At 62.0% G+C, this 22,562-nt stretch carries 24 protein-coding genes (1 of these 24 running past the window's edge); 14 read left to right on the top strand and 10 right to left on the bottom strand.

Annotation, left to right across the window (positions count from 1 at the left end):
* Positions 1 to 64 precede the first annotated feature (64 nt).
* Positions 65 to 1,345, top strand: coding sequence for a replication initiator protein A (locus IWY39_RS20345; protein ID WP_107125303.1), 1,281 nt, complete (start codon positions 65 to 67; stop codon positions 1,343 to 1,345).
* A gap of 533 nt (positions 1,346 to 1,878) precedes the next feature.
* Here IWY39_RS20345 and IWY39_RS20340 read toward each other — a convergent pair.
* A complete protein-coding gene (locus IWY39_RS20340; protein ID WP_229380673.1) occupies positions 1,879 to 2,877 on the bottom strand; it encodes a hypothetical protein in 999 nt (332 codons plus the stop codon).
* Between the two features lie 269 nt (positions 2,878 to 3,146).
* Here IWY39_RS20340 and IWY39_RS20335 point away from each other — a divergent pair, with 269 nt between their 5' ends.
* Positions 3,147 to 4,595 (top strand): NAD-dependent succinate-semialdehyde dehydrogenase, encoded by a 1,449-nt coding sequence (locus IWY39_RS20335; protein WP_107125301.1) that lies wholly within the window; start codon positions 3,147 to 3,149, stop codon positions 4,593 to 4,595.
* Between the two features lie 24 nt (positions 4,596 to 4,619).
* On the top strand, positions 4,620 to 5,291 hold the full coding sequence (locus IWY39_RS20330; protein WP_107125300.1) for an SDR family NAD(P)-dependent oxidoreductase: 672 nt from the start codon (positions 4,620 to 4,622) through the stop codon (positions 5,289 to 5,291).
* A 62-nt stretch (positions 5,292 to 5,353) separates the two neighbouring features.
* On the opposite strand, the gene IWY39_RS20325 is transcribed toward IWY39_RS20330, so the two are convergent.
* A complete protein-coding gene (locus tag IWY39_RS20325) occupies positions 5,354 to 6,256 on the bottom strand; it encodes a dienelactone hydrolase family protein (protein WP_107125299.1) in 903 nt (300 codons plus the stop codon).
* A gap of 140 nt (positions 6,257 to 6,396) precedes the next feature.
* On the opposite strand from IWY39_RS20325, the gene IWY39_RS20320 reads away from it, so the two are divergent.
* From IWY39_RS20320 to IWY39_RS20310, 3 genes are all read left to right on the top strand, one after another.
* Entirely contained in the window at positions 6,397 to 7,410 is a 1,014-nt protein-coding gene (locus tag IWY39_RS20320; protein ID WP_107125298.1) for an aldo/keto reductase, read from the top strand.
* A gap of 138 nt (positions 7,411 to 7,548) precedes the next feature.
* Positions 7,549 to 7,806: a ribbon-helix-helix domain-containing protein gene (locus IWY39_RS20315; protein ID WP_181316784.1), complete on the top strand. Its 258-nt coding sequence runs from the start codon at positions 7,549 to 7,551 to the stop codon at positions 7,804 to 7,806.
* A gap of 5 nt (positions 7,807 to 7,811) precedes the next feature.
* Positions 7,812 to 8,123, top strand: a complete 312-nt coding sequence (locus IWY39_RS20310) for a type II toxin-antitoxin system RelE/ParE family toxin (RefSeq protein ID WP_107125297.1) — start codon at positions 7,812 to 7,814, stop codon at positions 8,121 to 8,123.
* Between the two features lie 225 nt (positions 8,124 to 8,348).
* On the opposite strand, the gene IWY39_RS24180 is transcribed toward IWY39_RS20310, so the two are convergent.
* Complete coding sequence (locus tag IWY39_RS24180; RefSeq protein ID WP_229380672.1) at positions 8,349 to 8,576, bottom strand: hypothetical protein; 228 nt, start codon at positions 8,574 to 8,576, stop codon at positions 8,349 to 8,351.
* Between IWY39_RS24180 and IWY39_RS20305 the strand changes: the two genes are divergently transcribed.
* Entirely contained in the window at positions 8,568 to 10,316 is a 1,749-nt protein-coding gene (locus IWY39_RS20305) for a putative bifunctional diguanylate cyclase/phosphodiesterase (RefSeq protein ID WP_229380671.1), read from the top strand. The two genes, IWY39_RS24180 and IWY39_RS20305, sit on opposite strands and share 9 nt — an antisense overlap.
* Positions 10,317 to 10,352: 36 nt before the next feature.
* On the opposite strand, the gene IWY39_RS20300 is transcribed toward IWY39_RS20305, so the two are convergent.
* From IWY39_RS20300 to ligK, 3 genes are read right to left on the bottom strand one after another with little or no spacing between them, the layout of a single operon-like run.
* On the bottom strand, positions 10,353 to 11,234 hold the full coding sequence (locus IWY39_RS20300; RefSeq protein WP_107125295.1) for an amidohydrolase family protein: 882 nt from the start codon (positions 11,232 to 11,234) through the stop codon (positions 10,353 to 10,355).
* A complete protein-coding gene (locus tag IWY39_RS20295) occupies positions 11,231 to 12,286 on the bottom strand; it encodes a 4-oxalomesaconate tautomerase (protein ID WP_107125294.1) in 1,056 nt (351 codons plus the stop codon). The genes IWY39_RS20300 and IWY39_RS20295 overlap by 4 nt, the downstream gene beginning before the upstream one ends.
* Positions 12,279 to 12,953, bottom strand: coding sequence for a 4-carboxy-4-hydroxy-2-oxoadipate aldolase/oxaloacetate decarboxylase (ligK, locus tag IWY39_RS20290; protein ID WP_107125293.1), 675 nt, complete (start codon positions 12,951 to 12,953; stop codon positions 12,279 to 12,281). The genes IWY39_RS20295 and ligK overlap by 8 nt, the downstream gene beginning before the upstream one ends.
* A gap of 103 nt (positions 12,954 to 13,056) precedes the next feature.
* Between ligK and IWY39_RS20285 the strand changes: the two genes are divergently transcribed.
* From IWY39_RS20285 to IWY39_RS20260, 6 genes are all read left to right on the top strand, one after another.
* Positions 13,057 to 14,208, top strand: coding sequence for a LysR family transcriptional regulator (locus IWY39_RS20285; protein WP_019053276.1), 1,152 nt, complete (start codon positions 13,057 to 13,059; stop codon positions 14,206 to 14,208).
* Positions 14,209 to 14,272: 64 nt separating this feature from the next.
* Entirely contained in the window at positions 14,273 to 15,163 is an 891-nt protein-coding gene (locus IWY39_RS20280; protein WP_107125292.1) for a DUF1932 domain-containing protein, read from the top strand.
* Between the two features lie 128 nt (positions 15,164 to 15,291).
* Positions 15,292 to 16,317: an amidohydrolase family protein gene (locus IWY39_RS20275; protein ID WP_107125291.1), complete on the top strand. Its 1,026-nt coding sequence runs from the start codon at positions 15,292 to 15,294 to the stop codon at positions 16,315 to 16,317.
* Complete coding sequence (gene ligA / locus IWY39_RS20270; protein ID WP_017181927.1) at positions 16,314 to 16,769, top strand: protocatechuate 4,5-dioxygenase subunit alpha; 456 nt, start codon at positions 16,314 to 16,316, stop codon at positions 16,767 to 16,769. The genes IWY39_RS20275 and ligA overlap by 4 nt, the downstream gene beginning before the upstream one ends.
* The gene (locus IWY39_RS20265; RefSeq protein ID WP_107125290.1) at positions 16,769 to 17,665 is read left to right on the top strand and encodes a class III extradiol dioxygenase subunit beta; all 897 of its coding nucleotides are present in this window, start codon (positions 16,769 to 16,771) and stop codon (positions 17,663 to 17,665) included. Before ligA ends, IWY39_RS20265 begins: the two co-directional genes overlap by 1 nt.
* Positions 17,666 to 17,767: 102 nt before the next feature.
* A complete protein-coding gene (locus IWY39_RS20260; protein ID WP_017181929.1) occupies positions 17,768 to 18,706 on the top strand; it encodes a Gfo/Idh/MocA family oxidoreductase in 939 nt (312 codons plus the stop codon).
* A gap of 63 nt (positions 18,707 to 18,769) precedes the next feature.
* Here the strand turns inward: IWY39_RS20260 and IWY39_RS20255 are convergent, their stop codons facing one another.
* From IWY39_RS20255 to IWY39_RS20240, 4 genes are read right to left on the bottom strand one after another with little or no spacing between them, the layout of a single operon-like run.
* On the bottom strand, positions 18,770 to 18,997 hold the full coding sequence (locus IWY39_RS20255) for a hypothetical protein (protein ID WP_017181930.1): 228 nt from the start codon (positions 18,995 to 18,997) through the stop codon (positions 18,770 to 18,772).
* Between the two features lie 31 nt (positions 18,998 to 19,028).
* Complete coding sequence (locus IWY39_RS20250) at positions 19,029 to 19,901, bottom strand: helix-turn-helix domain-containing protein (protein ID WP_107125289.1); 873 nt, start codon at positions 19,899 to 19,901, stop codon at positions 19,029 to 19,031.
* Positions 19,902 to 19,912: 11 nt separating this feature from the next.
* Entirely contained in the window at positions 19,913 to 21,220 is a 1,308-nt protein-coding gene (locus IWY39_RS20245) for an MFS transporter (RefSeq protein ID WP_019053269.1), read from the bottom strand.
* Between the two features lie 16 nt (positions 21,221 to 21,236).
* The gene (locus tag IWY39_RS20240; RefSeq protein ID WP_107125288.1) at positions 21,237 to 21,797 is read right to left on the bottom strand and encodes a DUF3237 domain-containing protein; all 561 of its coding nucleotides are present in this window, start codon (positions 21,795 to 21,797) and stop codon (positions 21,237 to 21,239) included.
* 205 nt (positions 21,798 to 22,002) lie between these two features.
* On the opposite strand from IWY39_RS20240, the gene pobA reads away from it, so the two are divergent.
* Positions 22,003 to 22,562: the 5' end (the start) of a 4-hydroxybenzoate 3-monooxygenase gene (gene pobA / locus IWY39_RS20235; protein WP_181316783.1), read on the top strand. 610 nt of this gene lie beyond the right edge of the window; 560 of the gene's 1,170 nt are visible here — the first part of the coding sequence; the start codon lies at positions 22,003 to 22,005; its stop codon lies beyond the right edge, outside the window.

Genomic DNA, 22,562 nt, shown 5'->3' with positions numbered 1-22,562 from the left:
AGCTGAAATATCAGCTTTTATCGTTATATTTCAAAGTGTTATATTGATTTTCCCGCTGGGGGGAATGCAGGGCGAGGCAGATAGGGTGGAGACTGAGGGCGAACTAAAGACGGCGCTTAAGGAGCGCAAGGTCCAGTTCGAAATGTTCTTCACCCTGCCCGATTTCAGCGATATTTCGTTGCGTGATTATCAGGAGACGATGCAACGGCCCTTCTTCAGCCTGTCGAAGCGCAAACGCATCAAGCCGATAGAGTATACCAGTCCCGATAAATCGGTCAGCGTCCATGTCTCCCCCAACCCTGTTTATGGCATGGCGACGATTTGGGACGCAGACATCATGATCTATCTGGCGTCCCACCTCAACGAGTTGCGCGAACGTGGGGCTAACGATCTGTCTCCCGTTATCCGGTTGCAGCCAGGCGACCTTCTCAAGCGCATTTGCTGGGGGACGAGCGGCCGCGCCTATGAGCGGCTGGTCAATGCGCTCGACAGGCTTCAGGCGACGACGATCAAGACAAATATTCGGGCCAGTGCCAAGAGCCGCGAGACGACTTTCTCCTGGATCGATAGCTATACCCATTTGGTGGACGAGCGCACCCAGCGCTCGCTCGGTATGGAGATTACCCTGTCCAAATGGTTCTTCGATGGGGTGATGGACAAGCGCAACGTGCTATCGATTTCGCCGCTCTATTTCGAGATTACTAGCGGCCTTGGCAAATGGCTCTATCGCGCCTCACGCAAGCATGCCGGGGGGAATGGCGCGGAAGGCTTTACGATCGGCTTTGAGACGCTCCATCAGAAGAGTGGGAGCGAAAGTCTATACCCCGTGTTCAAGCGCAAGCTGCTTGATCTGGCACGGGTGAATGATCTGCCCGATATCAGCCTGGAGGTCATCGATGGCGATGGCCCGCGGCCCAAAATGAAGATGGTGATGCGGCGGCATCTGAGCGAACGGGCGGGAAGTCGGGTGCGCAACGCCCTCCCCTCCCCTCCTCCCTCATTCGAAAATGATGAGGATATGGTCGATCCCCGTCTGGCGCTGGGCATGATTTCGAGTCTGTCCAAGGGGATGCGTGTCAGTGGAGACGATGCGCCGCGACGTGTGATCGGATCATCTACGCCCCGCCGATCCACTGCGACCGGCCGCGCTATAGCCAGTCGAATGATCGATGCTGAAATCTACAGCGCCATCCGCGCCGATTTCCCAGGTTGGGACTATGATGAATTGCTGGGCCGCTTTGATGCCTTTCTCGGTGCAAATCCGTCGGAACTCCCGCGCAATTACTCGAAGCGCTTCTATGGCTTCGTGAAGGAACATCATCGGCGCAACAAATATCGTCTGTGATGGCAGGCAGGCTGTCACCGCAACGACGGCCTCGACGTGTTTTCAGAATCACGCATTGAGGCCATAACTGGGCTGCGTTCACAGCCTCCATCCTGGTCGGTGGCATTCATCGGTACCGACGATGTTCCATAAAGTCCTGTAGATACTGGCTTTGGCGCGTGTGATCGCGGCGGAGAACCATCGTCAGATGCAATGTTGGTCTGCTGGCATGAATGATTCTGAAAACACGTTGAGCAGATGGGTTTGTCGATATGGCCGTTCGCGTGGCCAACATGACAAGCATATCACTCAGTCGAATAGGGCGGAGATACGAGTCTTGCGCCTTGCCCTCTTGGCCCATCATCACCAGCGCGCTGATCCCTACGTGTTTTCAGAATCATCCTCGGACACGCGTCGTTGCGACCAGCGACGCAGGAAAATGCCACGCGAGAATGTGAACAAAAGACGAAAGTCGCGATATGGCTCTTTAGAGGCCCGTAGAGCGCCTCTGTCGCGCCGACATATATTGGGTCATCGAGCGCTCCAAATCGCTCTTAGAAAGGCTCTGGCGAGGTCTTATTTTCTGGCTCGTCGGACCAAAAATCGTCGATGAGCCAATCCTGAGGAGGACGACGGGCGGCAATCGGCGTCATGTTGATCGGCAGGGCGTAGCTGCGGTAGCTCGCCTGACCTGATTGTTCGATCAGCAAGCCTTCAGATTCCGCAATCGCCAGCAACTTGATTGCGCCAGCAGATGTCAGACCCAAGGCCTTGGCGACAGAGCCGCTCGATATACGCGGGTGGGTCATGGCCAGCCGCAGGACATCCTTCAGGCGTCCCGGCCGCCGTCTCTGTTCGATGTGCTGGGCCGCCCGCCACGCATAGGCGCGAAGACGTGTTTCCAGGTCAAGATGGGCGTGCGCGCCGGTAGCGATCGCCTCAAGCCAGATCAGGTCCAGGCGTTCGCCCGATGCTTGCCGCCATGCCCCACTGCTGTTGTCCAGTCCCAGCGCGATCAATCCTCCGGCAGACCCTGCCCACCGCCCCGGCCCCCAGCGATCGCCGACCAGCAGGCTGGCGACGAGATCGCCGTGTCCGATCGGCGCGTGGCGCTGCCAAAGGTGGAATAGTTGCGCGCTTTGAAGCAGGGGAGGGGAGGGGGGCAGCGCGGCCGCCGCCTGCTGCCATAAGGCGATGGCTGGCAGTATGTCCTCTGGACTCCGTCCGGACCGTAGGGCGGGAGTTGCATCCATCCCGCTCGCTGCCACTATGCCGAGCCAGCGCATCACGCCCAAACCGTCATTGAGCAACATGTCTAGCGTAATGGGCGCGCCGACTGCCTGCCGCCAATGGCTAAGGTCGAACGCCGAGGGGAGAACTGCGCCGCGCCCGTCGATTGTGAAGGCCTGATCATCGATCGGGCTATTGTCGATCCGGGCAAGCGCTTGCCGCTCAGCGATAAGTGTGCGAATTCTCCAGGGGCGACGAACCGGGCTAAGCCTGCGGCGTTCCTCCAGCCGTTCCAGCGCGCCTTGTGCGTCAGCGTAGGCCAAAATGAGCCGGGATCCATGGTCCAAGGAGGGAAAGGCGGGCTGCATCGTGCGTATTTGTTCAATATATGAGTATGATAAAAATCGTTAAATAACAGCAGTATGATGACATATATTAAACGATATATGCCACATAGCAAGTATGCTCCTACATCCCCTCTCTGCACTCGTCGGCGCATCGCGGAAGCGATCCTTGATGGCCTGCGTTGACGCGATGATGGGCCCTGGCCAAATCATTCAATCCTATTGGCATTCGCCAGAAAGCTGACAGCATGACCATCGCTCTTGCCGATCCGTCCCTATTGCGTGACCAATGCCTGATCGGCGGCATGTGGACCGGGGTGCCGACTATCCCTGTGACCGACCCGGCGACCGGTGCGGCTATCGGCTCCATCCCCGATCTGGACGCAAGCGACACCCGATCCGCCGTCTGCGCAGCGGATGCGGCGCTGCCCGCATGGCGCGCAAAGACGGCAGCGGAACGCGCCCGCATTCTGCGCCGCTGGTTCGACCTGCTGACGGCACATCAGGATGATCTGGCGATGATCCTGACCCGTGAACAGGGCAAGGCGCTGGCGGAGGCCAAGGGCGAGATTGGGTATGCCGCCAGTTTCGTCGAATGGTTTGCGGAGGAGGGGCGGCGTATCTATGGCGAGATCATCCCGACGCATCGGGCCGACAGTCGCATCGTCGTTATCAAGCAACCCGTCGGCGTCGTCGCTGCGATTACGCCGTGGAATTTCCCGGCGGCCATGATCACCCGCAAGGCCGCCCCGGCATTGGCGGCAGGCTGTACCATGGTTCTGAAGCCAGCGACCCAGACTCCGCTGACCGCGCTGGCGCTTGCCGTTCTGGCCGAACGGGCAGGGGTGCCACCTGGCGTTTTCAATGTCGTTACGCGTTCGTCACGAGTTATTGGTGGTGAACTGACGGCCAATCCGCTGGTGCGTAAATTGAGCTTTACCGGATCGACCGAGGTTGGCCGGACATTGATGGGACAATGTGCGCCGACGATGAAGAAATTGTCGATGGAGCTGGGCGGCAACGCGCCATTCATCGTCTTTGATGACGCGGATTTGGACGCCGCGGTCGAAGGGGCAATTGCGTCCAAATATCGCAATAGCGGGCAGACTTGCGTGTGCGTCAACCGCTTCTTCGTGCAGCGCGATGTGGCCACTACCTTCGAACAGAAGCTGGCGGATGCCGTTGCCAAGCTCAAGGTTGGACCAGGCACCGAGGCGGGCGTTACTCAGGGTCCGCTGATCGACGACAAGGCGGTCGACAAGGTGGAGGAGCATGTCGCCGATGCTCTGGCCAAGGGCGCCCGGCTGGTACATGGCGGGCATCGTCATCCGCTGGGCCACAGTTTCTATGAACCCACCATCATTGCCGGTTGTACGCCAGCCATGGCGCTGGCCAGCGAGGAGACATTCGGACCGCTGGCCGCGCTTTTCACCTTCGATACCGAAGAGGAGGCGATAGCGATGGCCAATGACACCGATGTTGGCCTGGCGGGCTATTTCTACACGCGCGATCTGGCGCGTGCCTGGCGGGTAGGGGAGGCGCTGGAGGTCGGTATGGTCGGCATCAATACGGGTCTGATCTCTACCGAAGTCGCGCCATTTGGCGGTATCAAGCAATCAGGCATGGGCCGCGAAGGATCGCGTCATGGTATCGAGGATTATGTCGAGATCAAATATATGTGCATGGCAGGCATCTAGGCAAAATCAGGGCGGGACCAAGCGATGACAGGCATAGTGGCGGTTACGGGCGCAGCGGGCGCGCTGGGCAGCAAGACAGTCGAAATATTGGCCGCGGGCGGTTGGACGGTTGTCGGCATCGACCTAGGCGAGGTGGCATCGGATGGCGTTGCGCTCGCTTTGGGCGGCGTCGATCTTTCCGATGAAGCGGCGGTCGGCGTCGCTGCCGCTCGGATAGAAAAGGAGCTTGGGCGGCTTGACGGCCTGGTCAATATCGCAGGCGGTTTCAGTTGGGAAACCGTGGCAGACGGCAGCGTCGCGACATGGGACCGGCTCTATGCCATGAATGTCCGCACCGCACTGATCGCAAGTCGCGCACTTTTGCCAATGCTGCGCGCCAGCCACGGGGCCATCGTCAATATCGGCGCAGCCGCTTCGGTGAAGGCCGGGGTTGGCATGGGCGCCTATGCCGCCTCCAAGTCCGGCGTTGCGCGCCTGACCGAGGCATTGGCCGAGGAATTGAAGGAAGAGGGCGTGCGGGTAAACGCCATATTGCCCAGTATCATCGACACGCCCACGAACCGCGCCGATATGCCAGACGCTGATGTCGCAAAATGGGTATCCCCGGCACAGCTTGCAGGCGTGGTGGCCTTCCTGTTGTCCAGTGACGCCATGCCGATCACTGGCGCAATGATCCCGGTGACGGGGCGGGTCTGACGCCGCGTCCCGACCGAAAGAGTGGTCGAAACGATCAAGGCACCGACCGCGCCAGTCTCCGTTCAGCCAATCGTCTGCCGGAGCAGCGCCAAAGTCCGCGCCCAGGCAAGATCGGCCGCCGCCTTGTCGAAACGCGGGGTCGTATCATTGTTGAACCCGTGCTCCGCGCCCTCGTAGATATAGGCTTTGTAGTGCCTCCCGGCCTGCTTCAACGCCGCCTCATATTCGGGCCATGCTGCGTTGGTCCGCGCGTCATTGCCGGCATAATGGATGAGTAGTTGCGCCTTGATCTTCGGCACATCGGCCAGCGCAGGCGGGCTGCCGTAAAAGGGCACGGCCGCGCGCAGGTCAGGCAGGCGTGTTGCCAGCAGATTGGCGATCCAACCGCCAAAGCAGAAGCCGACTGCCGCGATCTTGGAGTTGCTGCCCGCCATGGTGCGCGCGTGGGTTGCCGCGGCGACAAAATCCTCGCCAATCTTGGTCCGGTCCAGCGTGGCAAAGGCAGCGCGCGCCTTGTCCTCGTCGCCCGGATAGCCGCCGATCGTTGTCAGGGCGTCGGGCGCAACCGCCATATAGCCATCGACCGCCAGCCGCCGGGCAATATCCTCGATATGCGGGTTAAGGCCGCGATTTTCATGGGCAACGATGACGACGGGCAGCTTTGCGGTGGTCTTTCCCGCTGGCCGCGCCACATAGGCGCGCACCGTCCCGTTGCCAGCGGGTGAAGCTATATCCACATGGCTGATGACGATCCGCTTGTCGTCGGGTTTGATCACCTGTCCGCGCGCGAAATCGGGGCTGAGCGCGGCCAGCATCGTCGTGGCCGCCGCCGCGCTGCCGACATGGACGGCGCATTGGGTTACAAAGCCGCGCCGGTCGATCGCGCCATGCACATAGGCGTCAAACAAATCGAGCACCGCGCGGGGGTAGGCGGCGGCGCCCTTCCTGTCAGCGTCCTGCGTCATGTCACTGTCCTTCCATTCTGCCCGATACCACGAGTTTATCGCCGTCTTTTGCGGTCAAGCCAAGAAAAACCCATAGCCTCGGGCCGCTAAGCCTCGCTATGGGAAGCCACCCCCCAAGAGACACAGGACATTGCCCCGATATGAGCGCCCCGCTGTCGCCCCGCACCATTGGTCCATTCACGGTCAAGGCTATCGGCCTTGGCTGCATGAATTTGAGCCATGCCTACCTGCCCCGGCCCGAACCTGCCCAGGCGGAACGGCTGTTGGGCCACGCGCTCGACATCGGCGTCGACTTTTTCGACACCGCGGCGCTGTACGGCTTTGGCGCCAATGAGGAACTGTTGGGCCGTACCCTGATGCACCGGCGCGACGACTTTGTCCTCGCCAGCAAATGCGTGCTGGGTGGGAAGGATGGCAAGCGCGGTATTGACGGATCGCCCCAAGCCATCACCGCCACGCTGGAAGATTCGCTCCGGCGGTTGAATGTCGATCATATCGATCTCTATTATCTCCACCGGCTCGATCCCAATGTTCCGATCGAGGAGTCGGTCGGTGCGCTGGTGCGTGCTGTCGAGGCTGGCAAGATCGGTGCCATCGGCCTGTCGGAAATGTCCGCCAAGACGCTGCGCCGCGCTCATGCGGTTCACCCCATAGCGGCGATGCAGACCGAATATTCGCCCTGGAGCCGCAACGCTGAAGTTGCCGTGCTGGCCGCCTGCGGCGACCTGGGCGTCGGCTTTGTCGCCTTTTCACCTGTCGCGCGCGGTGTGCTGGCGGGCGCGGTGGGGCCAGATGGGGTGCAGGAGGGCGATGTCCGCGCCTCCATGCCGCGCTTCCACCCGCCGCACCTGCCCCATAATCTTCAACTTGCTGCCGCCTTCGGCCGGATCGCTGCGAATGCTGGCTGCACGATGGCGCAACTCTCGCTTGGCTGGGTGCTGTCGCGCCGCCCTTATGTCGTGGCAATCCCAGGCACCACCAGCATCGCCCATCTGGACGAGGATATGGCGACGCTGGCGATAGACCTATCTGCCGAGACGCTCGCAGCGGTCGATGCGTTGTTCACCTTCGAGGCTGTATCCGGCCCGCGCTATCCCCGTGCGGCGCAGGCGCAGATCGACACTGAAACCTGGGACGGCGAACCGCTTGAATAACGGTCTGAGCCGCCATGGCCCGGCCCGCCTGCCCGACAGTCAGGCTGTGTCAAAAGGGCGAGGGGGCTTCGAACCGAACCATCAAGCTGCTTGATCCGTCCTCGATATCCATTATATTGAGGACAGGAAGGGGTCGCCATGTCCAGACCGATCACACTTAATGTACGTGTAAGCGGCGCGCTGAGTGACTTCGTTGCTGCCAATGTCAGTGACACCGGAGCCTATGACAATGTCAGTGAATATGTCCGTGATCTGATCCGCCGCGACAAGGAACGGGTAGAGGCCGATCGCTTCGCCCGGCTGAAAGCCGAGCTGGCGCGCGCCTTCGCCGCTCCGGAGGCAAGTTATGAGATATTGGATGCAGACGCGGTAATCGCCCGCAATCGTCGCGCCTGACACCGATGGCGGCATTCCGGGTACAGGACGCGGCGGGCCGCAGGTTGGACGAAATCTATGTCTATACGCGCGACACATCGGGTGAAGCGCAGGCCGATCGCTATATTCGCGCCTTGTTCGCTCAGTTCGAGGCCATTGCGACACGAGACGCGGCCTGGCGGGTGATCCCGGCAGAGTTTGGCGTGGACGGCTATTACTGCCGGTTCGAGCATCATTATATCTATTGGCGTGTGTTGAACGATGGTGCCGTCGGGATCGTCACGATCCTCCATGAGCGGATGCACCAGATGGATCGCTTCCGCGAGGATCAGCCCTGATCCGGGTGACGCAATAGCTGCGGCTTTGGCATATTCGCCTGGCCAGAAATCAGCGCGTCATCCAAGCGTTAGTGAGGAAAAAGGGCTGTCGCACCAATCCTGAAATCCCGCAGATCGTCCAGCTTAGGATGATCCTATAATTTCATCCATTATTAACGGCATGGCCCTAATGTGAGCGTTTAACATGAGCGATCTCAGCGCCGATTAGAGAGGGTGGTTCCAGTGTCAGCGCTTGCCGGTCTTTTCAAGCTGGACACCGATGACGGAGACTTGTTGCGCGCGCAGTTTCAGTCTTTTTCCAAGCAGATGCCGCTTCTCTATATCATATTGATATTCAATGCGGTCGCGATCTGGGTCGATTTCTTTCGACCCGACATGATTTTCAAGACGGCCATTACGCCGCTTTTCATATGTACCCTCGCTTTGACCAGGGCAATCTGGTGGATGCGCCAATCGCGCGGCGATAATTTCACCGACGAGCAGATAGCCGGATATATCAAACGCACCTGCACGCTGGCCGTGGTGATGACGTTGGCCTTCGAATTATGGTGCATATGGATATATGATGGCGGGAGCGCCTATGCTCGTGGTCATCTGACCTTCTTTCTGGCCCTGACGCAGGTCAGCTGCGTCTTTTGCCTGATGTCGCTGCGTGCTGCGGCCATGCGTGTCGCCGTCGTAAGCACTTTGTCCTTCGTGATGTTCTTCAGTTGGGCAGACGAGGGTCGCATGCTCGTGGAGGCAGTCGTCCTGGGCTTTGTCGGTGCGGGGATGATGGTCGTTACGCATCGCTATAATCTGGATTTCTCCCAGCTTGTTCGTTCGGAGCGCGACCTGCGGGGCCGTCAGGCGGAAACCGAACAGTTGAGCGAGGAAAATCGCCGGATTGCGTTGACCGATGCCCTGAGCGAACTGCCCAACCGACGTCAATTGCTGGCGCAACTGGATGTGGTGGAAGGGCGCCAACGTCAGGTGGCCGATGGACTGGCAGTCATCTTCATCGACCTGGATGGCTTCAAGGACATTAATGATATGCATGGGCATCAGGCCGGCGATTGCCTGATCCGTAGCCTTAGCGAGCGCCTTCGCGCCCTGTGCCCGCCATTTGCCATGCTGGCGCGCGTCGGTGGCGATGAGTTTGTCATCCTCATCGAGACGCCCGGCGCTCTTGGAGTCGCTGCCGAGATCGCGCAGCGGGTGAACGAAGAGGTTTCGCTACCGATCCTGGTGGACCGTCATATATTGCAGGTCGGCGCCAGCATTGGCCTGGCCGGAAACGGCGATCTGGTCAGCGCGCATGAATTGCTGCGTCGCGCCGACACCGCGATGTATCATGTCAAAATGTCCGGCAAGGGCGAGATCGCCGTCTATGATGCGGCTTTCGAACAGGGTCGGCTGCGCCGGCTGGAGATTGAACAGCAAATCGGCGAAGGACTGGCGAAAAGCCAATTCGATGTTTTCTATCAACCGGTGGTCGATGCCAATACGCGCGCGATCGTCGCTGTCGAGGCATTGATCCGCTGGCCACGACGCCCTGCCGGACCGATCGATACGCAACAGGTCATCGAGATTGCGGAGCTTACGGGGCAAATTCATCCCCTTGGCCTGTTCGTGCTGGATCGCGCCTGTCGCGATATTTTGTCATGGGACAACGTCAAGCTGAGCGTGAATGTATCGCCAGCGCAGTTTCGCGATCCCGGATTTGAACGGCAGATTCTTCACGTTCTGGAACAGACGAAATTCCCGCCCCATCGGCTGCAACTGGAGATAACCGAAGGCTATCTCCTGACCCATCCGGAAAACGCCATTCGTGCGATCAAGGCGTTCAAGGCGATGGGTATTTCGATCGCGCTCGACGACTTCGGCACGGGTTTTACGAGCATACATTATCTGCGATCCTATGGGTTCAGCCATGTGAAGATCGACAAATCCCTGCTTGCTGGTCTTCCCCATGACAAAAGGGCGACCCTGCTGGTGACGGGCGCGATCAACCTGGCCCGCGGACTTGACATGCGTGTCGTCGCGGAAGGGGTCGAACATGAAGAACAGGCCGCCATTCTGTCTGCTTCTGGGTGCGACGAGTTGCAGGGCTATCTTTTCGGAAGACCCATGCCAGTCTCCGATATACTGACGATGTATGATGCGAGTGCGGATCGGGACGCGCGGCAGGCGCCACGCCTGCGTTCTGCCTGACCGGGATCAGGCTGTGCGCCTGACCCCGGTGCGCAGTCAGGCGCGCATCTCTTCGGGCCAGTAGAGACGCATGGGATTGTCGATCAGCAGCTTGCGTTGCAGATCGGCGGTGGGCGCGATGCGCGGGATTATGTCGACCAGATGGCCGTCATCGGGAATGGCATCCTGCATATTGGGATGCGGCCAATCGGTGCCCCACAGCACCCGGTCCTGATAGTCGGCGACCAGCGGCGCGACCGCGTCGGCAAAGCTGTTCCATGGGGCGCCCGTCGGGTCGAGCCGGTCGGGGCAGGTTGCCTTGAACCAGATGTCGTCGCGGCTGTCGAGGAAGGCGCGAAATGCCTTCATGTCCGGGCCATCGGACCCCTGGGTCACGTCCGGGCGGCCCATATGGTCGATGACCAGTGGCATGGGGATGGCGTCCATGAAGGGGCGCAATTCTTCCAGAATATCCGCCTCGAAATAGATGACGACATGCCAGCCCGCGGGCAGTCGCCGGGCAACCTCCAGAAACTTGTCCTTGGGCGCGTCATCGACCAGGCGTTTGAGGAAATTGAAGCGGATGCCGCGTATCCCGCCTTCATGCAGGGCGGCAAGGTCCGCGTCGGATATCGCCGGATCCACCACCGCGACGCCGCGCGCTTTGCCGTTTGACTTGGCGATAGCGTCCAGCGTCGCTGCATTGTCGGTACCGTGGCAACTCGCCTGGACGATCACATTGCGGGCAAAACCCAGATGGTCGCGCAGGGCGAACAGCATGTCCGGCCCGGCATCCTGTGGCAGATATTTCGCCTTCGCGCTGAACGGGAAGTCCGCCATCGGCCCGAACACATGGCAATGGGCATCGATCGCGCCGGGCGGCGGGGTGTAGAGCGGCCTGGACGGGCTGCCGTGCCAGCTGGTGATGCGATCGGTCATGCGAAAATATCTCCATCCATCAGCTTGCGGGCGGTACGCAGCATGGCGGCGCTGGTGACGGCCCCGTTTTCGTCCAGTTCCATGACGCAGGTGGTTTCGCCGGTCGGATGTTCGACCGACAGCGTCTTGCGATTGCCTTCCGGGATGCTGGCGACCTCGGCCGCGGGTGATCCTTCGATCAGGCAGGCGGTGGCGACGCTGACTGCGCCCAGAACGCCAATGGAGGCATGGGCGCGGTGGGGGATGAAGCTGCGCACCGTCACCGCGCCGCCATTACGGGGCGGGGCCACGAGCATCATTTTCGGTACCGATTTTTCCCTGACGTCGCCCAGGTTCATGCGTTCGCCCACAGCCAGGCGGATCGCCTCTATCCGGGCTTTGAGCGCAGCATCCTTGTCCAGCGTGTCGCGGTCTTCATAGCCGGTGATGCCAACATCGCTCGCCTTCATGATGACGCAGGGCATCCCGTTGTCGATCAGGGTGACCGGCACGCCTTCTACTGTATCGAAGGCGTTGCCGGTGGGCAGCAGCGCGCCGCAGGAGGAGCCGGCGGTGTCGCGAAATTCCAGCGGGACGGGGGCGGCGCTGCCCGGCACGCCGTCAATTCTTGCGTCGCCATCATAGCGGACGACGCCACCGGGCGTCTGGACCGTGGCGATGGCGATCTGACCGGTATTTTCCATGAAAATGGCGACGCGGGTTTCGTCCTGCTGCGCGGGGACCAGCCCGCGTTCAATGGCAAACGGGCCAATGCCCGCCAGAATATTCCCGCAATTTTGCGCGTCGCTGACGATCGCCTGATCGACAAAGACCTGCAGGAAGAGATAGTCGATATCGACCCCTTCACGCTGCGACTTTTTGACGAGCGCGACCTTGCTGGTCAGTGGATCGGCCCCGCCCATGCCGTCGATCTGGCGCGGGTCGGGCGATCCCATGGCGCGCAGCAGAAAGGCGTCGCGGGCAGCGGCGTCGGCGGGCAGGTCGTCCGCGAGGAAATAGCCGCCCTTCGACGTGCCGCCCCGCATCCACATGACGCGGGCGCGCTCAAACATATTTGAGGCCCATTTCTTCAAGCCGCGGACGCATGTTATAAATGTCGAGGCCGAGTTCACCCGCCGCGAGGCGGACCCGCTTGGCTTCTTCGGCCGCTTCGCGCGCCTGCGCCTTTTCCAGCACCGATGCGGCATCGGCGCGGGGGACGATGCAGACGCCGTCATCGTCGGCGATCACGACGTCGCCCGCATTGACCAGAGCATTGGCGCAGACGATCGGAACATTGACCGATCCCAGCGTAGCCTTGATCGTGCCCTGCGCATGGACAGCCTTGGACCAGACCGGAAAATTCATCTGCTTCAGGTCACGCAGGTCGCGGACGCCTGCGTCGATGATGAGGCCGCGGCAACCGCGCGCCTGGGCGGAGGTGGCGAGCAGGTCGCCGAAATAGCCGTCAGTGCAGGGGCTGGTCGGCGCGAGGACGAGAATATCGCCTTCCTTCAATTGCTCGATCGCGACGTGGACCATCCAGTTGTCGCCGGGAGGGGCGGAGATGGTGACGGCGCTGCCAGCGATACGCGCACCGTGATAGATGGGGCGCATATGGGGAGCGAGCAGGCCAGTGCGGCCCTGGGCTTCATGCACGGTGGCGACGCCGCAGTGGGCGAGGCCGTCAATGACGGAAAGCTCCGCCCGTTCGATATTCTGGACGACGATGCCGGACATGGCGCTGATCCTTTTCCTAAAACCGACAGTGACATGGACATATGCAGCGCAATGCTCAAATCGGTTATGGCGCGGGCACATAAAATTTTGCTAATTATCAAAAATGGAGGCTGATCAGTTCAATATCCGGCATCTGGCCGCGATGGCCGCCGTGGTCGATCAGGGCAGTGTCAGCCTGGCGGCGCGGGCGGTCAACCTGACGCAGCCTGCGGTGACGCAGGGGATCGCCAAGCTGGAAGCGCAATTGGGCGTACCGCTGTTCGAGCGACGGCCGGGCGGGATGGTGCCGACCGACGTGGCGTTGCGGTTCAGGCCGCGTGTCGAGGTTGCGTTGCGGCTGATCGGCAGCAGCCGGGTGACGGCGGCGCAAATCCGGGCATTTGTCGCGCTGGCGCGCGCTGGCAGCTATGCGGCGGCGGCGGCCATTGTCGGGGTAGCGGAGCCGTCGCTGCACCGCGCGGTCGGCGATCTGGGGCTGGCGCTGGGGGTGCGGCTGGCCGAGCGGCGGGGGCGGGGGCTGATGCTGACCCGCGCCGGCGTGGCCCTGGCGCGGCGGTTGCGCCTCGCGCTGGCCGAACTGCGGCAGGGGCTGGAGGAGATCGCCGAACTGCGGGGGCAGGAAAGCGGACGGATATTGGTAGGGGCGATGCCGCTCAGCCGAGCGCGGCTGCTGCCGCTGGCGATCACCAATTTCAGGCGCGAATTCCCGCAGGTCGATATTTCGGTCGTGGAAGGGTCGCATGCCGAACTGGTCGGGCCGCTGCGCGATGGCGAGATCGACATGATGGTCGGCGCCTTGCGCGATGCGACGATCGGACAGGATCTGGTGCAGCAGCCCCTGTTCGAGGATCGACCGACCATCTTTGCGCGCGCGGGGCATAGGCTTGAGCAGGGATGGGACGGCGACGACCTGCGCCGCTTTCCGTGGATATTGCCGCCGGAAGGGACGCCGCTGCGCCAGTTGTGGCGGGCGATGTTCGCAGCGCTGGGCGGCGATTTGCCTGCGGTTCCGATTGAGTGCGGATCGGTGATGACGGTGCGGCAATTGCTGGTGAGCGGCGACTATCTGACCCTTTTGTCGGTCGATCAGTTGCGGGTCGAACTGGATAGCGGAATGGTGGCGGATATAGGCCCGGCGCCCGGCGAGATCAGCCGCACCATCGGCCTGACCAGCCGGGCAGATTGGCGACCGACGCGCCTGCAGCAGCAATTCATGGCAGCGATCGAGCAGGCAGCCGGAGAAGTAAATTCGTAAATTCTTATAACCTGTCCCCGGATGTGATTGGCCGTTCGGCATACAATCCGGCATCCCCCTTTTCATGGAGCAGGAAGTCGGTCTGATCGGGTTTGGCGAAGCAGGGTCCACCTTTGCATTGGCGGGGGACTGGGCTGCCGCGGCGCATGTCTATGACATCAAAACCGAATCCGCGGCCACGCGCGAAGCGATGTTGGCTGCCTATGCGCAGGCGGGCGTGCTGCCTGCGCACTTTATCGAGGATGCGCTGGATGGCGTGAATCTGATCCTGTCGCTGGTGACGGCGGACCAGGCGCTTGTCGTGGCGGAAGCGGCGGCGGCGCTGATCGCGCCCGGCGCGATTTTCTGCGACTTGAACAGCGTGGCGCCGCAGACCAAGCAGGCGGCGGCGCAGGCGATCGAAGCGGCGGGCGCCCATTATGTCGATGTCGCGGTGATGGCCCCGGTCGATCCGGTGCGGCTGAACGTGCCATTGCTGCTGAGCGGCGACAAGGCACCGATGGCCGAGGCCGGGCTTCAGGCCCTGGGTTTTGCGAGGACTCGCGTCGTGGGCGCCGACGTCGGACGGGCATCGTCGATCAAGATGATCCGGTCGGTCATGGTCAAGGGCATCGAAGCGCTGACCGCCGAGTGCGTGCTGGCGGCGGACGCGGCCGATGTGCTGGACGAGGTGCTGGCCTCGCTCGACGCGAGCGAAAAGGCGAAGCCGTGGGACGCGCGGGCCGATTATAATCTCGACCGGATGCTGGTGCATGGCCTGCGCCGCGCGGCCGAGATGGAGGAAGTCGTCAAGACGCTCGACGGGCTTGGCACGGGCGCGGCGATGACACGCGGGACGGTCGAGCGGCAGCGGGCGATCGGTGCTCTGCGGGCGTCGACGGTCCCGGAGGGTCTGGGGGCGAAGATTGGGATGATTTCTGCTTCGGCGTCGGTGGCGCGGGAGGCGGCGGAATAGACTTATGTGCTCCCGCCAGGGCGGGAGTCCAGCCCCGCCACCCGAACCGGGCTGCCGCCTTCGCGGGAGCGCGGGAGCGCGGGAAAAAGGGGAGGGGCGTTGGATAGGATAGTTGGAGACAAGCGCGGATGAGCCTGATTATCGATTGCCACGGCCATTATACGGTGTTGCCCAAAGGGCATGACGCCTGGCGCGAAGAGCAGAAGGCCGCGTTCAAGGCCGGGACGCCCTGTCCGCCCTATCCGGAGATTAGCGACGCGGAAATTCGCGAGACGATCGAGGCGAACCAGTTGCGTCTGATCAAGGAGCGCGGCGCGGACCTGACGATCTTTTCGCCGCGCGCGTCGGCCATGGCCCCGCATGTGGGCGATGAGGCGATGGCGAAGGAATGGGCGATCCGCTGCAACGACCTGATCGCGCGGGTGGTGGCGATGTTCCCCGAAACCTTCGTCGGCGTATGCATGTTGCCCCAGTCGCCCAAGGCGGACATGAGCAACAGCATCGCGGAACTGGAGCGGTGCGTCACGCAGCTGGGCTTTATCGGCTGCAACCTCAATCCCGATCCGGGCGGCGGACATTTCACCCATCCGCCGCTCACCGACAAATATTGGTATCCCTTTTACGAGAAGATGGTCGAGCTGGACGTCCCGGCGATGATCCATGTGTCGGGCAGCTGCAACCCGGCGATGCATGCGACTGGCGGCTATTATATCGCGGCGGACACGATTGCCTTCATGCAGTTGCTGGAGGGCGATCTGTTCAAGGATTTCCCGACGCTGCGCTTCATCATCCCGCATGGCGGCGGCGCGGTGCCCTATCATTGGGGGCGGTATCGCGGACTGGCCGACATGCTGAAAAAGCCCGATCTGTCGACCCATCTGATGAACAACATCTTTTTCGACACCTGCGTCTATCATCAGCCAGGCATCGACCTGCTGGCCGACGTGATCGACAACAAGAATATCCTGTTCGGGTCCGAAATGGTGGGCGCCGTGCGCGGGATCGATCCGACCACCGGCCACTATTTCGACGACACCAAACGCTATGTCGACGCGCTGGACATCAGCGATGCCGAGCGCGCCGCCATTTTCGAGGGCAATGCCCGTCGCGTCTTTCCCCGGCTTGACGCCAAATTGAAGGAGAGGGGACTATGATCACCGAAGATCCCAAGCATCAGGATATTCACGAATATCTTGCCGAGTTCGAGGATATTCCGGGCACGCGCGTCTATACGGCGGCGCGCGCTCGCAAGGGATATCATATGAACCAGTTCGCGATGAGCCTGATGAAGGATGAGAATCGCGCAAGGTTCAAGGCAGACGAGCGTGCCTATCTGGACGAATGGCCGCTGAACGAGGAACAGAAGGAAGCCCTGCTGGCGCGTGACTATAATCGCTGCCTGGACCTGGGTGGCAATGTCTATTTCCTGGCCAAGCTGTTTTCGACCGACGGCATTCCGTTCGCCGAAGCGGTCAGCACCATGACCGACATGAGCTTTCCCGAATATCGCGAAATGATGATGAACGGTGGCCGGTCGCCAGAGGGCGTGCGGTCGATCAGGGCCAACGCCGCGTCGAGCGGCGAAACCAACGAAGGAGCCAGATAATGGCGCGGATAACTGCTGGTGTGGCGTCGAGCCACGTGCCGCTGCTGGGCGTGGCGTCCGATTTCGACAAGGATCGCGACGATTATTTCGGGCCGATCTTTGCCGGCTATGACTGGACGCGGGAATGGGAGAAGGCGGAAAAGCCCGATGTCATCATCCTGGTCTATAACGATCATGCGTCCGCCTTTGACATGAAGATCATCCCGACCTTCGCCATTGGTTGCGGCGAACGCTATAAATCGGCGGACGAGGGCTGGGGTCCGCGCCCGGTGCCCGACGTCGAGGGGCATCCTGACCTGGCCTGGCATATTGCGCAGAGCCTGGTGCTGGACGAATTCGACATGACCATCATCAACGAGATGGATGTCGACCATGGCCTGACCGTGCCGTTGTCCATGATGTTCGGCAAGCCCGACGCCTGGCCGTGCAAGGTCGTGCCGCTGGCGGTCAATGTCGTCACCTATCCGCCGCCGTCGGGCAATCGCTGCTGGGCGCTGGGCGAGGCGATCGCCAAGGCGGTCGACAGCTTCCCGGAAGATCTGAACGTGCAGATATGGGGCACGGGCGGCATGAGCCACCAGTTGCAGGGGCCGCGCGCCGGGCTGATCAACAAGGAATGGGACAATATGTTCCTGGACGGCCTGATCGGTGACAGCGACCATCTGCGCCGGATCCCGCACATCGAATATCTGCGCGAGACCGGCAGCGAAGGCATCGAGATGGTGATGTGGCTGGTGATGCGCGGCGCACTGGGAAAGAAAACCCGCGCGTTGCACCGCCATTATCATGTGCCCTGCTCCAACACCGCGATCGGCCATATGGTGTTGCGCCCCGACAATGGCGAGGGGCTGGACATGACCGGAAGCGATACGGTGAGCGCGATCGCGGCTGAGTAGTAATGATGTGAGGCAGGGCGCCCGATCTACTTTGCGCTTGCCTCACGCCCCCACCCCGACCCCTCCCCCGAAGGGGAGGGGCGTACATTTACGGAGTTTCTCATGCGTATTGCCCTGGCTGGTGCCGGCGCCTTTGGCGAAAAGCATCTGGATGGCCTGAAGAATATCGACGGCGTGAGCGTGACGTCGCTGGTCGGGCGCCGTCTGGACGCGACCCAGGCGATTGCCGACAAATATGGCATCGGTCATGCGACCACCGACCTTGCGGACACATTGGCCCGCGATGATGTCGACGCCGTGATCCTGTGCACGCCGACGCAAATGCATGCGGCGCAGGCCATTGCCTGCATGGATGCAGGCAAGCATGTCCAGGTCGAAATTCCGCTGGCCGACAGCTGGGCCGATGCGCAGGCGGTGCTGGCCAAGCAAAAGGAAACCGGGCTGACCTGCATGGTCGGCCATACGCGGCGGTTCAATCCCAGCCACCAATATGTCCATAACCTCATCACGGCAGGTGAGCTGAACATCCAGCAGATGGATGTGCAGACCTATTTCTTCCGCCGCAAGAATATCAATGCCAAGGGTGAGGCGCGGTCCTGGACCGACCATCTGTTGTGGCACCATGCCGCGCACACGGTCGATCTGTTTGCCTATCAGGCGGGCAAGATCGTGTCCGCCCATGCGATGCAGGGACCGATCCACCCGGAACTGGGCATTGCGATGGACATGTCGATCCAGTTGAAGAGCGAGAGCGGGGCCATCTGCACCCTGTCATTGTCGTTCAACAATGACGGGCCGCTCGGCACCTTCTTCCGCTATATCGGCGACACTGGCACCTATATCGCGCGCTACGACGATCTGGTGAACGGCAAGGAAGAGCCGATCGACGTCAGCAACGTCGCTGTGTCGATGAACGGCATCGAATTGCAGGACCGCGAATTCATCAGCGCGATCCGTGAAGGCCGCGAACCCAATTCGAGCGTTGCAAAGGTGTTCGATTGCTATCGCGTGCTGGGCGAGCTGGAGCAGCAACTGGTATAGTGGAGATCCCTTCGGGGTCGCAAGAAAGGCGCGGCGGGAAACCGACCGCGCCTTTTCCGTGTGTCAGGCGGTGACGAAAGGATGCGCCAGCCTGAGTTCGTCGAGCAGGGTTTCGAGCCGGGCGACATCGGCAAAGGGGCCGGTGGGCGTGACCGACCAGTTGCAATGGGGGTGGGTGGCGCGGCTGTAAAGGCGGATCGGGCCGATCAGCGTGCGCCAATGATGTTTGCTCTTGCCATGGTCGCGCAGCAATTTCGCCACGAGCAGGTCAGTCAGCTTATCCACGGTCATGCGCCACGCATAGGGCCGTGGGCGGGCGGGTTCAACCGTCTCTGGCAGCGCGCCAGACACGGGGCGGCTGGCCGATATGGCGGGCGAAGAAGCGAGAGAAATAGGCGGGGTCTTCAAAGCCTGTGGCATAGGCTATCTCTGCCACCGACATTTGCGAATAAAGCAGCAGGCGGCGTGCCTCCAGCAAGGCGCGATCATCGAGCATCTGGGCAGGCGATGTGCCCGCGACGCGCGCGCAGGCGTGCCGCAAGGCGGTAAGGCTGACGCCCAGCGCGCGGGCATGCTCCGATACCGGCTCGCGCAGGCGGAAGCGCCGTTCGATCCGTTCGCGCAACCGCGCGACGAGTGCTGCCTGACGCGCGGTGCCGGGCTGCGCCTGTTGCGTGAGGGCAGCGTGGCGCAGCGCCAGGACCATGAGGTGCAGCAGCGCGGATTCGACCGCAGCGCGCTGGCCGGGGCCGGACCAGCCCAGTTCCTGCGCCATCCGCGCGATCGCCGCTTCGGCAGCGTCGCCCTCCGCATGTGGCAGCATGACCGCATGGGGATGGGCAAAGAGCGGCGCGAGATCGGCGTCGCGGGCGACAAGATGGCGCAGATAGGCCGCCGCGATGGTGGTGACATGGCCGCTCGATTCGCGATGCCAGGTGAAACCGTGGACGATCCCCGCCGGGACCAGCAACAGGCAGGGCGCCTCGAACCGGAATTCGTGGGCTTCGGCCTGCATCGCGCCACCGCCCCGCGCGATCAGGATGATATGGTGGAGATCACGATGGACGTGCGGGCGGATCGTCCATTCGCTGGGGCGGGATCGGTCGTCCAGACTTTCGACATGGACGAACCCTTCCGCCACGCTGCGCTGCGGTTCGCCATAAAGGTAGAAGCTGGGGACCGGGTCGACCGACATGCGCGGGCGCGTCAGGCGGGGCGGGGACGCAGCGGGATGAGCAGGCCTGCGCCGATCAGCGATCCAAGCGCCATGGCGAATGCAACCCAGGGCAGGCTGACATCGAGGCTGAACAGCAAGCCTGCCAATATGGGGCCCAGCGCCGCGCCGCCTCTGCCGACGCCGATGACAATGCCGGTTCCCCCGGCGCGCACGGCGGTCGGGAAGGATTGGGCAACCAGCGCGTAAAGGCCGACGACCGCGCCATTGGTGCAGAAACCGGCGGCGGCGGCAATCAGGCTGAGCCCCGGCAGCGTCGTCTGCTCCTGACCGAACAGGGTAACGAGGCAGGTCGAGGCGACCATGGCGATGATGACGAGCGGCCGGATCGCGATCCGCCAGCTGAGCGCGCTCAGCAGCAAGGCGCCAAGCAGGCCGCCGACATTGGCCCATACCAGCACACCGCCCGCGGCCGAAGGCGCATAGCCCATGTCGACGACAATCTTGGGCACCCATTTCAGGATGAAATAGAAGGTCATGATATGGCAGAAATAGGCCAGCGTCAGCAGGATGGTGGTGCGCGCCAGGCCCGGTGCGAACAGTGCGGCGAAAGAGGCTTTGGGCGCGCCGGCATCAACCGGGGGCAGGGCGTCGATCAGCGGCTGGCCCAGTCGGCCAAGCGCATCATTGATCCGCGACAAGGCGTTGGCGGGGCGCTTTTGCAGCAGGAAGCCAATCGATTCAGGCAGCAGGAACCAGATGAACGGCAGGAAGAGGGCCGTGGCGATGCCGCCCAGCAGGAAGATGTCGCGCCAATTGCCCGCGACCAGTAATTGGGAGGCGACCGATCCACCCAGGATCGCCCCCGCCGGATAGCCCGCCGCCATGATGGCGACAGCCAGGCTGCGCGCGCGGGCATTGGCGAGTTCGGCGACCATCGCGTTGGTGCAGGCGAGCATCCCGCCAATGCCAAGGCCTGTGGCCAGGCGGATGATCGAGAGCGAAATGACGTCCCACGCCTGCGTCGCCGCGCCCATGCCGAGCGCCATGACGATGAGGCAGAAGATAATGGTCGGGCGTCGTCCGATCCGGTCGGCAACATTGCCGAGCAGGACCGATCCGACCGCCATGCCGATCAGTTCCATCGAAAGGACGAGGCCAAGCGCGGCGCGATCGACACCCCATTCCTTCGCGATGCCGGGCGACGCGAAGCTGATGGCCAGCACATCGAACCCGTCCAGCGCATTGAGCAGAACACATAATATGATCGCAATGATCTGAAGCCGCCCCATCGGCGCTTCGTCCAGTTGCCGCCGGAGGTCCGTTGCCTGTTCCGCCATCCTCAATCCTTTATTTTTAGCCAACCGCGAAAATATCGAGCCGCACATGGTCTCTATAGCGCGCAGCGGTGCAGAGAAAGACCGTGCGGCCAAGCCATGCGTGCGGACCATCGCTCGCCACCTCGAACCGGGGGATGGTGCGGAAATAATAGAGGGCAGGGTCGATTATCTCGCCCGCTGCGATCCGGGCCAGCACCGGGGCGGGCCCATGGCGATAGCCCGGATTGACGATGGACAGGATAGCGCCGTCGCTGGCCTCGATCGAATAGCGGGCGAGAATGTCGGCGGTCCCATCCGGGCGGATGGACTGCCAGTCTGCGCCGCCGGCCAGGATTTTGCCGGTCAGGCGCGGGCCATCCACGCTGCCGCCGGTAATGGGAATGACGCGCTTTCGCACACCATCGACCGTTCCAAGTTCCTGCGGCGTGCCGATCAGCACGCGCAGCCGCATGGCAAGGGTGAGCGGCGGCGTAGCCAGTGCGTCGGAAGGTGCCGCCATGGCCGGGGCGGCTGCACCGGCAAGCGCGAAACCCGGCATGGCCTTGAGCAACGTGCGGCGGGGCAGGGTATCGGGCATGTCTCTCCTCTCCACTCTATGGCGGATCGTCCATTATCGATCCTGGCGAAATCTCATGCGGTAATGCAACATGTCGGTCAAGTCGCTGCATTGTTCGCTGCAAAAGCTGTTGCATCGTCCATATATATGGTTGCTCCGCCCCTGTGCTGGTGGCTGCCAAATGGGCATGATGGACGCAAATCCGTATCGGTTGGAGAGGCTTTTCATGAAAACCCAGGTTGCGATCATCGGTGCAGGCCCGGCGGGACTGTTGCTGGGCCATTTGTTGAGGGCTGAAGGGATCGAAACCGTCATCGTCGAGCGGGCCGCGCCCGACTATGTGCTGGGCCGCATCAGGGCTGGCGTGCTGGAGCGCACGATGACCGACCTGATGGACCAGTTGGGGCTGGGCGGGCGGATGCATGCCGAAGGCCTGCCGCATGACGGCTTTCACCTGGCTGATGGTGAACGGTTGATCCGCATCGACGTCGCGGCGCTGACCGGCAAGCAGGTGATGGTCTATGGTCAGACCGAAATCACCCGCGACCTGATGGAGGCCGCGCCTGAGCGCGGGCTGGAGATCATCTATGATGCAGGCGATGTCGCCCTGCATGATGTGGATAGCGATGCACCCTATCTGACCTATAGCAAAGATGGCGCAACCCATCGGATCGACGCGCAATTTCTGTGCGGATGCGACGGTTTCCATGGCCCCTCGCGAAAGGCGATCCCGGCGTCGGTCGCGACTGCTTATGAAAAGGTCTATCCGTTCGGTTGGTTGGGCAT

It is taken from the genome of Sphingobium sp. JAI105 (genome assembly GCF_015752145.1).
Classification (GTDB): domain Bacteria; phylum Pseudomonadota; class Alphaproteobacteria; order Sphingomonadales; family Sphingomonadaceae; genus Sphingobium; species Sphingobium xenophagum.
Note: the sequence above shows the minus strand (reverse complement) of the source record. Positions and strands in the feature narration are given on the sequence as shown.

Coding starts and splice junctions, on each gene's coding strand:
- IWY39_RS20345 (WP_107125303.1), top strand. CDS start 65: ATGCAGGGCGAGGCAGATAGGGTGGAGACTGAGGGCGAACTAAAGACG.
- IWY39_RS20335 (WP_107125301.1), top strand. CDS start 3,147: ATGACCATCGCTCTTGCCGATCCGTCCCTATTGCGTGACCAATGCCTG.
- IWY39_RS20330 (WP_107125300.1), top strand. CDS start 4,620: ATGACAGGCATAGTGGCGGTTACGGGCGCAGCGGGCGCGCTGGGCAGC.
- IWY39_RS20325 (WP_107125299.1), bottom strand. CDS start 6,256: ATGACGCAGGACGCTGACAGGAAGGGCGCCGCCGCCTACCCCCGCGCG.
- IWY39_RS20320 (WP_107125298.1), top strand. CDS start 6,397: ATGAGCGCCCCGCTGTCGCCCCGCACCATTGGTCCATTCACGGTCAAG.
- IWY39_RS20315 (WP_181316784.1), top strand. CDS start 7,549: ATGTCCAGACCGATCACACTTAATGTACGTGTAAGCGGCGCGCTGAGT.
- IWY39_RS20310 (WP_107125297.1), top strand. CDS start 7,812: ATGGCGGCATTCCGGGTACAGGACGCGGCGGGCCGCAGGTTGGACGAA.
- IWY39_RS20305 (WP_229380671.1), top strand. CDS start 8,568: ATGCGCCAATCGCGCGGCGATAATTTCACCGACGAGCAGATAGCCGGA.
- IWY39_RS20300 (WP_107125295.1), bottom strand. CDS start 11,234: ATGACCGATCGCATCACCAGCTGGCACGGCAGCCCGTCCAGGCCGCTC.
- IWY39_RS20295 (WP_107125294.1), bottom strand. CDS start 12,286: ATGTTTGAGCGCGCCCGCGTCATGTGGATGCGGGGCGGCACGTCGAAG.
- ligK (WP_107125293.1), bottom strand. CDS start 12,953: ATGTCCGGCATCGTCGTCCAGAATATCGAACGGGCGGAGCTTTCCGTC.
- IWY39_RS20285 (WP_019053276.1), top strand. CDS start 13,057: ATGGAGGCTGATCAGTTCAATATCCGGCATCTGGCCGCGATGGCCGCC.
- IWY39_RS20280 (WP_107125292.1), top strand. CDS start 14,273: ATGGAGCAGGAAGTCGGTCTGATCGGGTTTGGCGAAGCAGGGTCCACC.
- IWY39_RS20275 (WP_107125291.1), top strand. CDS start 15,292: ATGAGCCTGATTATCGATTGCCACGGCCATTATACGGTGTTGCCCAAA.
- ligA (WP_017181927.1), top strand. CDS start 16,314: ATGATCACCGAAGATCCCAAGCATCAGGATATTCACGAATATCTTGCC.
- IWY39_RS20265 (WP_107125290.1), top strand. CDS start 16,769: ATGGCGCGGATAACTGCTGGTGTGGCGTCGAGCCACGTGCCGCTGCTG.
- IWY39_RS20260 (WP_017181929.1), top strand. CDS start 17,768: ATGCGTATTGCCCTGGCTGGTGCCGGCGCCTTTGGCGAAAAGCATCTG.
- IWY39_RS20255 (WP_017181930.1), bottom strand. CDS start 18,997: ATGACCGTGGATAAGCTGACTGACCTGCTCGTGGCGAAATTGCTGCGC.
- IWY39_RS20250 (WP_107125289.1), bottom strand. CDS start 19,901: ATGTCGGTCGACCCGGTCCCCAGCTTCTACCTTTATGGCGAACCGCAG.
- IWY39_RS20245 (WP_019053269.1), bottom strand. CDS start 21,220: ATGGCGGAACAGGCAACGGACCTCCGGCGGCAACTGGACGAAGCGCCG.
- IWY39_RS20240 (WP_107125288.1), bottom strand. CDS start 21,797: ATGCCCGATACCCTGCCCCGCCGCACGTTGCTCAAGGCCATGCCGGGT.